Genomic DNA, 10,448 nt, shown 5'->3' on the forward strand with positions numbered 1-10,448 from the left:
GAAGGTGCTTGAAGCAGGGGAGTAGAGGCGTAGAGGAGAAAGCGCCCATAACTCGCGCTTCATCATCGACGCAAAACAGAACGGCGGTGCAAGCCTTGAACGCTTGCACCGCCGTTTGTTTTCTGGCGCGATGCGCGCGGCCGATTAAGTTCCTTGCGAAACGTATTTCCCGTGACATTTCTTCTACACGACTTATGTCATAAATCGTCATGACACCCCGTCGCGCCCCGGTTCCGTGCTAGGTATACCCGCTCATCGAGCAACTACAGGAGGCCGAATGCAGCGCTGTGGGAGGGTGTATGTCGTATAACACGCTTCATTTGCCGCTCGATATCGGCACGTGGCAATGCAAGCTCGTACCCGCCAGGGAGTTCTACCGCCTTTCTGGCGGATACGTGGACCGCTTCGCTGACTGGGACGCGCGCCGTGAGCGGGAGCGCGAAATCGAAGATGACAAGCGCACCTTCGACCGGCATTTCCGTCCCAATTACGATTTCCGGCGAACCATCGCCCGGGATATCGATGCGATCCGCTCATTCCTGAGCGACCAACTGAACCTCGTTCATTGGAACCTGCCGAGCGATAATAAGGGTATCGAGCGCGCGCTTAAACAGGCCGTGCGCGACGGAATGCTTGTGCCCGTCATCAACCGTGACTGGCGCTCGCATCCGTCGACGTTTCGGCCTACGCCCGCACCGCTGCGTTGGCCGCAGCAGTCAGGCGGAGGCGCATTCGGCAGAAGTGGCGGCACAAAGTGGGCCGCCTTCGAGAATGCGGGTCCCGGTCCCCTGACATGGGACGGCGAACCCGTCTTATCTGGTCCATATGATCCGGCCACGTGGGAAAAGCAATTGAAGGCTGCTCGGGCAGCAATGGCTGCAAGCAGCGGCGATGATGGTGGCGACCTGCTTGGCCGGGTGGAAGGCGTGGCCGGATCCGTATTCGGCAGCGATTCAGATGCGGACGATGATGGCGACGCTACGCCGGGCATGGCGGAGAGCTTTGCGGACGATGTCGGTACGGATGACGACACATCGACGCCGCTCGGCGACGCGCAGCCGTTCGAGTACTCTGACGATACCTCATCGGGTGATGTACAGGAAATCGCGGCGCGTGGCGTGAGTGCGGCAGAGGAGGCTGAATGCGATGCCATGTACAAAGCGCGCATGACATATTGTAGTGCCCTTAGCAAAATGTATGGCGGCGATGCGCGGACATACCTGGCCTGCAAAGACCAGGCCTTCCAAGATTATCAAGCGTGTAGAGGCTACTGATGGTTGAGTACTTTGTTTCTTACTACGATCCCCAGACGAAGACCATAAAGACGGGGTTCGTTGATGCCCGCATCCTCACGGGCGCTCGTATGAATTTGGCAGTGGAGCATGAGGTCAACGCCGACAGTCCTATTGACGATGAGTTCGCACGTCGATTCGGCGGTGCGGCTCTTCTCTGGTTTGCGACGCAATACCCAGAGCTTCGCGACTTCCTTCAAGTTACTGACGGGAAAGGCGGTAAGGTGACGCTCTAGTGCGAAGTTGACATCATGCAAATGCCTCCACACGCAAGCATCGTTGTTTATGACGAAGAGACGCAACAACTCAAGATGTGCACGGTGTTGCGCTCACGTGTTCAATCGGCAATCGACCAGGCAATGGCTGTCACCATTCCACCCGATGCGGCGGAGCATTCCGAGGAGCCGCTAACGGATGAAGACGCCCGCAAACTCGGTGGAATGCTGATGCTCATGCAAGGATTTTCCAATCCGGATTTACGCGAGCGGCTTCAATTCAAGACGGATACGCCCGTGGACTGGAACCCGCCGACACCACCACGCACCTAAGCGCAAGACAAACAGGAAGCCTCACTCGTTAGCAGGCTTCGGGGTCTTTTTTGATATCGTTTCTTAAGGCCGCACTGCGTAGTACTTCGCCACGCCGTCGATTTCTTCCGGCGTCATGTTGCGCGCGACGTTGCGCATCTGCTCGTTGACGTCGTTATGACGATCGCCGTTGGCGAACGCGCGCAACTGCGCCGCCATATACACCGACGACTGCCCGCCCAGCCACGGCGCGGACCCCTTGCGGTCGCGCTCGCCGTGACACGCGGCGCACGGCGCGATATTGCGCATCGGCGAGCCTTCGTTGACGAGCTTGCGGATGCTCGCGTCTTCGACCGTGCCCTTTTCGACGGCAGGCGGGCGCGGCAGCGTCGAGTAGTAGTTCGCGAGATCGTGCAGATCGCGGTCGTTCAGGTGACGGATGATGGGCGGCATGATCGAGTTCATGCGCTGACCGCTCTGATAGTCGCGCAGCTGCTTGTAGACCACGTCCGCGTATTGCCCCGCGAGTACGGGCGCCGTGACCTGGATCAGGCTCTCCACGCCGTGGCACATCGAGCAGTTCTGCGCGAGCGTCGCGCCGCGCCCGACCGAAACGGCATCGAGACTCGGGCGGCTCAACGGCGGTGCGGGCGGCAGCACGACCACATTGCTCGGCGCCGGGCCCGCGATGTTCCCGTTCTGCGTGTACCACGACGACGGCGCGCCCGCCGCGCTGCAGATCGTCGCCCAGAGTCCGCGTTGCGTGAAGTCGGGATGCTTCGACGGCAGCCAGATGAAGCCGATCAGAATCGACACGACAGCAATCGCAATCACGCCGCCGACGCTCGACGTGAACCACCGGTTGCTGAAGCTGAATACGCGTTCGTCGCTCATCACCGTGCTCCCACTGCGACGGCCGGCACGGACGTCTGTTGCAAGCCGAGCAGCTGGGCGATCGGCACGCTGTAGTTCACGACCGTCAAGCCGATCATCAGCGCGACCCACAAGCCGAAGCTGTTCAGCGCGGCCGGCACGCGCTCGACGGGATGCACGGGCGCGCTGAAACGGAACTGCTTCGGCTGCTCGATCGCCCCGAACTGCGCTTTCGCGAGAATGTAGAGGAACAGCAGACCGGAGATCACGAGTATCAGTCCGCCGAATGCCGACACGGCAACCCAGATCGCTTGCGGCGCAATCGCGGGATTGCTGTAGTCGTAGTAGGCCATCCGGCGCGGCGCGCCGAGCAGGCCGACGTAGTGCCAGGGCAGCGTCACGACCATCATGCCGATGAACCACAGCCACAGTTGCCAGCGGATCAGGTTCAGCGAGCCGATCGCGCGACCCGTCAGTTGCGGCCACAGTTCATACGCGATCGCGAAGTACATGATGACGATCGCGCCACCGAAGATCAGGTGAAAGTGGCCTGTGACCCACTGCGTGTTGTGAATCGTCTCGTTGAGCTGGTAGCTCATGTTGATGAGCCCGCCCGCGCCGCCGAAGCCGAGCATGATGAACGAGAACGCGATGACGAGCATCATCGGGTTGTCCCACGGCAACGCCTTCAGCCAGCCGAACGCGCCCTTGCCGCCGCGCAGCCGCCCCGCGATTTCCACCGATGCGCAGATCGTGAACACGGTCAGCAGCGTCGGCACGGACACCATGCCCGTAAACACGGCATGCACGAACTTGAAGCCCGCGCCCACTTGCGGATCGGCGAACAGGTGGTGAATGCCGATCGGCATGGCGAAGACGAGGAACAGGATGAACGACACGCGCGCCATCGAATCGCTGTACAGCCGTCCGCCGATCGCGCGCGGCACCAGCGTGTAGTACGCGATATACGACGGAACCAGCCAGAAGTAGACGATCGCGTGCAGCGTCCACGAGAACAGCACGCGCGCGAGGCCGGCGTCGATGGTCGTCTTGAGGCCGAGCGCGACGGGCAGGATCTGGAAGAGGATTTCGAGCGCCGCGCCGACGGCCGTCCACGCCCACAGATACGCGCCCGCGACGTTCGCATACATCGCGAGCGGCACCGGCTTGCCGGGATTCGCGCGCTTCCAGATGCGCAGGTTGATGCCCATCAGCGCGACCCAGATCCACGAGCCTACGACGACGAGCACGACGCCGAGGTAATAGAACGGGCTGCCGATCATCGGCGGATAGAACGTGAAGAGCACCGATGCCTGGCCGGCCGCGACGGGCACCATCGCCATCACCGCGCCGACCGCGAGCATGATCAGCGCGGCCCATGCCCACTTCAGGCCGACGAGCGCCTGTTGCAGAGCCAGTTCGACGATCGCGTAGCCGAAGCCCATCGCGACGAGCGTGGGCAGCACATACGCCATCACCGTGCCGTGCGCCGTCACCGAACGGTAGTAAAGCTCCGGGTCGCCGATCCACGGATGCAGCGGACTGCGCACGAGCATCTGCCATGCGCCCAGCAGCAGCGCGACCCCGAACGAGATGAACGCGAGCCAGAAGTGCGCGAGAACGAGTCGCTTAGCGTGAAACACAGCTGAGCCTCCGATGTTGTTTTGCCTGTTCGAAGAAGGCAGCCTTGTCGATGACCTTCACGTGTGCCCACATCGTCTGATGGCCGAAGCCGCAGAACTCGTGGCAGGGCATCAGATGATCGGCGGGTTTGTCGAAGGAGGAGGAAAACGTCGCGACGTAGCCGGGCACGACCATCGTGTTGATGTTGGTGTCGGTGACGAGCAGGCCATGCACGACGTCGGCGCTCGTCGTGCGGAAGGTGATGTCGGTGTCGGCGGGCACCAGCAGGCATTGCGGCGTGAACGAGTACTGCTGCGCAATAAATCGCACGACGACGGAACCGTCGGGCTCGACGGCGCTGCCGAGATTGCTCTCGACGAATTCACCCGACATCTGCAGCCGCGATGGATCGATGGTTTCGACACGCGACGGCGGCATCATGGCCCAGTGCAGCCCCGAGTACACGACGAGGACGAGCATGAACACGACGATCGCGATGACGAAGTACGCCCAGCGCCGCTCCGAGCGCACGGAGACGGCATGACCGCTGTCTGGAGAATGGGAAGGTTGGGTCGACATGATCAGTGAATGACGCCGCGCGGCAGAAACACGAGAAAGTAGAAGCCGATCCAGAGCGCAAGGACGACCACGGCGGCGACGCCCGCGACCGCTATCGCGCCGTTCGGTCCTTGCGCGACGATGCGTTCGACTTCGTCGTCCGAAGCGTTGCCGTAGTGGTCGCCGGAGTGATCGTTAGGGTCCATCTGCGAAGTCTCCGAGGACAGGGTTGGTGTCAGTGAAGCGTGATCAGTGCAGCGGCGCCTTGCGCAATTCGTTGACCTGTTTCGCCGTCACGGGCTGGCCGTGATTGCCCCAGGCCGTACGGATGTAGGTGACGACAGCGGCGGCGTCGACGTCGTTCAGTTCCTGCGCGAACGGCGGCATGCCATAGGGCTCGGGATTGCGTCGCGTGCCCGGCGGGAAGCCGCCGTTGAGCACGATGCGGATCGGGTTGACGGCCGAATCCATTTCGATCGACTGGTTGCGCGCGAGCGGCGGGTAATGCTGGAGCTTGCCTTCGCCGTTGTCGCCGTGGCACATCGCGCACTTCGTCATGTAGATGTGCTGGCCGGATTCGAACACGGCGGGCTTGACCGTCGCCGACGGACCCGTCTTGCGGCCCGGATCGTTGTCGGGCAGCGTCTTCAGATAGACGGCCATTGCCTTCACGTCGTCGTCGGTCATGTATTGCAGGCTGTGGTACGTCACTTCCGCCATCGGGCCATAGACCGCGCCGCGATCGGAGATGCCCGCCTGCAGCAGATCGACGATGTCCTTGATGCTCCAGTCGCCGAGTCCGCCGTCCTTGTCGGACGTGAGCGACGGCGCGTACCAGTTCTGCACCGGGATCAGGCCGCCCGCGAACTGCTCGCTCTTCGACGAGCCGCCGAGCAGATTGATCTTCGTGTGGCACATCGTGCAGTGGCCGAGTCCTTCGACCAGATAAGCGCCGCGATTCCATTCGACGGAGCGCGTCGGATTCGGCTGGAACTCGCCTTCGCGGAAGTACAGCGAACGCCAGCCGATCAGCAGCTCGCGCTGGTTGAACGGGAAGCGCAGCTCATGCTTGCGGTTCGCCTGATGCACGGGCTCGACCGACTTCAGGTACGCGAAGATCGCATCGGAATCTTCGCGCGTGACCTTCGTGTATTGCGCGATCGGCATCGCGGGATAGATAAGCTTGCCGTCCGGGCTCTTGCCCGTGCGCATCATCTTGAAGAAATCGTCGGCCGTCCATTTGCCGATGCCGTACTCGTTGTCGGGGCTGATGTTCGGCGTGAAGAGCGTGCCGAACGGCGTTTCCATCGCGAGGCCGCCGCCGAACGTCTTGCCGCGCGGCGCGGTGTGACACGCGACGCAATCGCCCGCGCGCGCAAGATACTCGCCGCGCACGACCTGTTCGGAACGCGCGCCTGCGGCTGCGGGCGCGGCTGCACCCGCTCCATAGGCGGCGGTGACGAACGGACATTGCGCGGCGATGCCAGCGAGCGCAAGCGCAGTGCCTGCGAGCAGTGACATCGTCGCGCGGCGCGTGAGGCTGGCGGCACGTTGCATGCGATTCACGGAGCGAGAGGAGAGAGTCTTCATTCCGGTTGGCTCCCGCATGCCAATGGCAGCTTGCCGGGCAGTCGCGGCACGGGACGCGGATCGGCGGGGCGCGGCTGGCGCGCGAGCCAGCTCGAGACGGCAGTGATGTCCTTGTCGTTCAGTTTGACGGCGATCGAGTGCATGCAGTCGGGCGCGAGCGCGTGACGCGTGCCTGAGCGCCACGTGCCCATCTGCCCGGCGATATAGCTCGCGTGCAGACCGAGCAGTCCGGGGATGCCCGGCTGCTGTCCCGTCAGGCGCTCGCCATGACACGCGGCGCACGCGGGAATGCCGCGCTTCGAATCGCCTTGCATGACGAGCTGCTTGCCGTAGTCGAGCGTCGCTTGCGGCAGCGGATTGGTATCGGGATTCGGATACGGCGGCTGGCGATCGGCAAAGTACTGGCTGATCTTGCGCAGATAGTCGTCGGGCAGGAACGCGAGCAGATAGCCCATCGGCGGATACGTGCGGCCACCGTCGCGAAATGCAGTGAGCTGGTTGAACAGGTAGTCCGCGGGCTTGCCTGCGATGCGGGGGAAGTAGTCGTTGTTGCGCCCCTGGCCTTGCACGCCGTGACAGGTCGTGCAGGCGTGCATTTTTTCGTCCATGGCCGACGGCGGCGGCACGTCGTTCGAGGCCGCAATCGAAGGCCGCGCACTCAAGGTGCAAACGACGCAAATCAGCAACAGGATCGAAGAGCCGACGGTTCTGCGATGCACGAGTGGCCTCGTAGGGAAATGGGTTTCTTGATTCGTTGTGTGAACACCCTTTGAAGAGGCGGGTCGCTCTCTTCAATACTGCTTGGTCGCCTCAGTCACGTATGTGATCTATGTCAATCGAATGGCTGCTGCTCTTGTCCGTCCGACGCGCGGCGCCGACAGTGTATTCAAGTTCGCAAAAAGATGCCAAATAGGGGGCGGTTTTACCAGGTTTTACGATGTTTTACCAAACCGCTGCCTCGTGCGGCTGCGAAGCGGCGTTGACTTCGCGCACGAACAGGCTTGCCGCAGAACCGACAAGCTAGAGCATCACGATGACGCCGGCATTGCAATCATCATAGGAGGCAATCTGCGTGCTTTCAACGAATGCCAGAAAGAACGCCACATGAAATGCGGTCATTGTCCCGATTGCGGACACGACCGTTGCGTTCAAGCAAGCAGCCGTGTGAACGCTGCGCGCGCGTTGGTGACCAGTGCGCTTTCGCCGGGGCGCGCCGGCAACAGGTGGAATTCGACTGAAGGCAACGGCGGCAGGCCGATGGTCGCCGGGCACGGCACCATGCCCGAGCCGATCGACGATTCGTTCAGACACGAGATGCCGAGACCTGCCTTCAGCGCGAGTTGAAGCCCGGCCATGCCCGACGCCGAATGCGACACGAGGTATGGCACGTTGCGTTCGTCGAGCAACCTGACGACGAAGCGCTGCAACTGGCATGTCGACGGCAGCAGCACCAGATGAAAGGGCGCCGCGAGATGCTGCGGACCGAGATCGGCCGACATCGCCCATACGAGCTTCTCGCGCCGCACGACGGTGCTCGACGCGCGCGCGTTGCCAGCCGTGGCGCGCTTCGTACCCGGCGCCATGATGCGCAGCGACAGGCCGATATCGAACGTGGTGTCGTCTTCGACGCTGCTGTCGATCACCGCGCTGGGCAGCACGGTCACATGCAGACGCAATCGCGGATGCTGTTCGGAGAACATCTTCAGCACGCGCGCGACGTCGTGCGGACGATAGTAGTCGGTGATCGCGATGCGCAACTCGCCGTCGAGCGAACGGCCTTGCAGATCTTCGAACGCCGCCTCGCTCATCGCCAGAATGCGGCGCGCGTGGTCGAGCAGCTTCGCGCCCGCCGGCGTCGCGGTGACGCCCTGCTTGCCGCGCAGGAAGAGGGGCTGGCCGGCGCGCTCTTCGAGTTTCTTCAATTGCTCGCTCACCGACGATTGCGACAGGAACACGCGTTCCGCACCCGCCGACACGCTGCCCGCTTCCGCGACGGCGACGAAGGTACGCAATTGCGCGAGGTCGAACGCACGCTGGTTCATGTTTCGGATTCTCCGATGGAAGGCATCTCATTTTCCCGCTTTTCCGATTGATCGTCCAACCCTACGATAGCCGTCAACGGAACGGATGCGGAGGCAATCGTGGGGCGAGTGGTCGATGCAACTGGAAGTTCAGGCGGCGTGCGCGCCAATCACCGATGGAAGGTGCTCGGCGTCGGATTTGCGGCGAACGCGAGTTTTTCGGCAGCGTTCTCGGGCATTCCGACGACGGCGGTTTTTCTGCGCCACGGCTATCACATCGGCAATGGCGGACTGGGCCTTGTGCTCGGCATGCTGGGCCTTGGGATCGCGGTCAGCGAACTGCCGTGGGGGCTGCTCACCGATCGCTGGGGCGACCGGCGCGTGTTGCTGCTCGGCCTGCTGACGACGGCGGCCGCGCTCGCCGCGATGGCGGGCTTCGTCGTGCCGCGCGGCGCCGATGCGCCGGGCATCGTGCCGCTCGCGCTCGGACTGCTTGCCGTCGGGCTGCTCGGCGGAAGCGTCAACGGGTCGAGCGGGCGCGCGGTGATGGCGTGGTTTCGCGAGGGCGAGCGCGGACTCGCGATGAGCATCCGGCAAACGGCCGTGCCCACGGGCGGGGGAATCGGCGCGATGATGCTGCCGTCGCTCGCCGCGCACGTCGGATTCGTCGCTGTGTATGGGGTGCTTGCTGCGTTGTGCGCCGTGACCGCATGGTTCGCATGGCGCTGGTTGCATGAACCGCCTGTCATGGCCGGGCGCGCGACGCATCAAGCGGCCGTCGACGATGAAGGCGCGGCTTCGCGGCCACAGCCTGTTTCGCCGCTGCGCGACATCGGCGTGTGGCGCGTGGCGCTGGGTATTGGAGTTCTGTGCGTGCCGCAACTCGCCGTCGTCACGTTCGCGACGGTCTTTCTGCACGACTTCGGCCATGCGGGCGTGTTCGCGATCAGCGCGACGATGGCCGCCGTCCAGACGGGCGCGGCCGTCGCGCGCGTGTGGAGCGGCCGATGGACCGACCGGCACGGCAACCGACGCCAGTACATGCGCGCTTGCAGTGTGCTGACGGCGCTGCTCTTCGCATTGCTTGCGCTGATCGCGGCGGCTGTGGGCGGCAGGCACGGCTGGATGACCGTCGCGCTTGCGGTGATGATCGTGTTCGGCGGCGTGAGCGCCTCTGCCTGGCATGGCGTCGCCTATACCGAACTCGCGACGCTCGCCGGGACGCGCCGCGCGGGCACGGCTCTCGCGATGGGCAACACTTGCGCGTTCATGACGCTGTTCGTCACGCCGCTCGCGATTCCTCCGCTGCTCGCGGCGACGTCGTGGCCAGCCGTGTGGGCAATCGCGAGCGCTTGTGCATTGCTTGCGTTGCCGGTGTTTCCACGCCCGTCGCGTGCTGCAGGATATGGTTCGCGTGTCAGGGCATGATCGTCGGGTTGCATTTCCCGGATTTTGGTTTAGGCGTTCAGCCACGTGCTGAACGCTTTTTTGTTTTTGTGGTTATTCGTTTATGTGCGACTCATCGAATTAATCCGGTGACTGAAAGACCTTCTGCCGAGTCTGAATTGTCTGTCATCAAAGTCAGATTTATTTTAGAAGTTGGTTTTTTCTGATTCGTGCTTCCAGGGGGCTTTCTCTTTCTGGCGTATATTTCGCAACCGTGAAGATGCGAGTTGCCTATTTTTCAATGTCGAATCCGAGCGTGCCTAGGCACGGCGCCGTGAAAGAGACGCGTCAGACCTTACAGCTCCGTGTATCAGCGTTGTCGATGCTGTTGCTTCCTAACGCCCGATTTGAAATTTCGGAAAAGGTTCGCTGAAAATGGATAAGCGTATTCAGTTGGGCCTGAACAATCCGAAAAGCCTTGTGCGGTGAACCCATTCGGCAGAAATGGCATTGTGGGAATTGCAGGGACCTGGCATATTCATGCATAAATCCTGCAAATCCTGACGAGGTGCGGATGG

Annotated in this window: 13 protein-coding genes; 5 read left to right on the top strand and 8 right to left on the bottom strand. The window is 62.5% G+C overall.

Annotated features, from left to right (window positions below):
• Positions 1–299 precede the first annotated feature (299 nt).
• Genes VSR68_RS26110 through VSR68_RS26120 form a run of 3 tightly spaced genes read left to right on the top strand, consistent with a single transcriptional unit; the run spans position 300 to position 1,840 of the window.
• On the top strand, positions 300–1,274 hold the full coding sequence (locus VSR68_RS26110; RefSeq protein WP_342942593.1) for a hypothetical protein: 975 nt from the start codon (positions 300–302) through the stop codon (positions 1,272–1,274).
• Positions 1,274–1,528 carry a hypothetical protein gene (locus VSR68_RS26115; protein ID WP_342942594.1) on the top strand — a complete coding sequence of 85 codons (255 nt, stop codon included), beginning with the start codon at positions 1,274–1,276 and terminating at the stop codon, positions 1,526–1,528. Before VSR68_RS26110 ends, VSR68_RS26115 begins: the two co-directional genes overlap by 1 nt.
• A gap of 15 nt (positions 1,529–1,543) precedes the next feature.
• A complete protein-coding gene (locus tag VSR68_RS26120; RefSeq protein ID WP_342942595.1) occupies positions 1,544–1,840 on the top strand; it encodes a hypothetical protein in 297 nt (98 codons plus the stop codon).
• Positions 1,841–1,903: 63 nt separating this feature from the next.
• On the opposite strand, the gene VSR68_RS26125 is transcribed toward VSR68_RS26120, so the two are convergent.
• From VSR68_RS26125 to VSR68_RS26155, 7 genes are all read right to left on the bottom strand, one after another.
• Positions 1,904–2,713, bottom strand: coding sequence for a c-type cytochrome (locus tag VSR68_RS26125; RefSeq protein ID WP_342942596.1), 810 nt, complete (start codon positions 2,711–2,713; stop codon positions 1,904–1,906).
• Positions 2,713–4,335: a b(o/a)3-type cytochrome-c oxidase subunit 1 gene (locus VSR68_RS26130; protein ID WP_342942597.1), complete on the bottom strand. Its 1,623-nt coding sequence runs from the start codon at positions 4,333–4,335 to the stop codon at positions 2,713–2,715. The genes VSR68_RS26125 and VSR68_RS26130 overlap by 1 nt, the downstream gene beginning before the upstream one ends.
• Positions 4,322–4,894, bottom strand: coding sequence for a cytochrome C oxidase subunit II (locus VSR68_RS26135; RefSeq protein WP_087734116.1), 573 nt, complete (start codon positions 4,892–4,894; stop codon positions 4,322–4,324). Before VSR68_RS26135 ends, VSR68_RS26130 begins: the two co-directional genes overlap by 14 nt.
• Before the next feature lie 2 nt (positions 4,895–4,896).
• Positions 4,897–5,079: a hypothetical protein gene (locus VSR68_RS26140; protein WP_342942598.1), complete on the bottom strand. Its 183-nt coding sequence runs from the start codon at positions 5,077–5,079 to the stop codon at positions 4,897–4,899.
• 43 nt (positions 5,080–5,122) lie between these two features.
• Entirely contained in the window at positions 5,123–6,463 is a 1,341-nt protein-coding gene (locus VSR68_RS26145; protein WP_428983587.1) for a c-type cytochrome, read from the bottom strand.
• Positions 6,460–7,182, bottom strand: coding sequence for a c-type cytochrome (locus tag VSR68_RS26150; protein ID WP_342942600.1), 723 nt, complete (start codon positions 7,180–7,182; stop codon positions 6,460–6,462). The genes VSR68_RS26145 and VSR68_RS26150 overlap by 4 nt, the downstream gene beginning before the upstream one ends.
• A 429-nt stretch (positions 7,183–7,611) precedes the next feature.
• On the bottom strand, positions 7,612–8,505 hold the full coding sequence (locus VSR68_RS26155) for a LysR family transcriptional regulator (RefSeq protein WP_342942601.1): 894 nt from the start codon (positions 8,503–8,505) through the stop codon (positions 7,612–7,614).
• A 99-nt stretch (positions 8,506–8,604) separates the two neighbouring features.
• Between VSR68_RS26155 and VSR68_RS26160 the strand changes: the two genes are divergently transcribed.
• Together VSR68_RS26160 and VSR68_RS26165 are read left to right on the top strand one after the other, a co-directional pair.
• Complete coding sequence (locus VSR68_RS26160) at positions 8,605–9,912, top strand: MFS transporter (RefSeq protein ID WP_342942602.1); 1,308 nt, start codon at positions 8,605–8,607, stop codon at positions 9,910–9,912.
• Positions 9,909–10,097 (top strand): hypothetical protein, encoded by a 189-nt coding sequence (locus VSR68_RS26165; RefSeq protein WP_342942603.1) that lies wholly within the window; start codon positions 9,909–9,911, stop codon positions 10,095–10,097. Before VSR68_RS26160 ends, VSR68_RS26165 begins: the two co-directional genes overlap by 4 nt.
• Positions 10,098–10,218: 121 nt before the next feature.
• Here VSR68_RS26165 and VSR68_RS26170 read toward each other — a convergent pair.
• The coding region (locus tag VSR68_RS26170) for a hypothetical protein (RefSeq protein WP_342942604.1) at positions 10,219–10,448 on the bottom strand (230 nt) is incomplete at its 5' end.

Origin of the sequence: Paraburkholderia phymatum, from assembly GCF_038900715.1 — a bacterium.
Lineage (GTDB): Bacteria > Pseudomonadota > Gammaproteobacteria > Burkholderiales > Burkholderiaceae > Paraburkholderia > Paraburkholderia phymatum_A.

What these genes read in the sequence shown, in the direction of transcription:
- VSR68_RS26165 (WP_342942603.1), top strand. Translation starts at nt 9,909, where the DNA reads ATGATCGTCGGGTTGCATTTCCCGGATTTTGGTTTAGGCGTTCAGCCA.
- VSR68_RS26135 (WP_087734116.1), bottom strand. Translation starts at nt 4,894, where the DNA reads ATGTCGACCCAACCTTCCCATTCTCCAGACAGCGGTCATGCCGTCTCC.
- VSR68_RS26140 (WP_342942598.1), bottom strand. Translation starts at nt 5,079, where the DNA reads ATGGACCCTAACGATCACTCCGGCGACCACTACGGCAACGCTTCGGAC.
- VSR68_RS26145 (WP_428983587.1), bottom strand. Translation starts at nt 6,463, where the DNA reads ATGAAGACTCTCTCCTCTCGCTCCGTGAATCGCATGCAACGTGCCGCC.
- VSR68_RS26110 (WP_342942593.1), top strand. Translation starts at nt 300, where the DNA reads ATGTCGTATAACACGCTTCATTTGCCGCTCGATATCGGCACGTGGCAA.
- VSR68_RS26125 (WP_342942596.1), bottom strand. Translation starts at nt 2,713, where the DNA reads ATGAGCGACGAACGCGTATTCAGCTTCAGCAACCGGTGGTTCACGTCG.
- VSR68_RS26120 (WP_342942595.1), top strand. Translation starts at nt 1,544, where the DNA reads ATGCAAATGCCTCCACACGCAAGCATCGTTGTTTATGACGAAGAGACG.
- VSR68_RS26115 (WP_342942594.1), top strand. Translation starts at nt 1,274, where the DNA reads ATGGTTGAGTACTTTGTTTCTTACTACGATCCCCAGACGAAGACCATA.
- VSR68_RS26155 (WP_342942601.1), bottom strand. Translation starts at nt 8,505, where the DNA reads ATGAACCAGCGTGCGTTCGACCTCGCGCAATTGCGTACCTTCGTCGCC.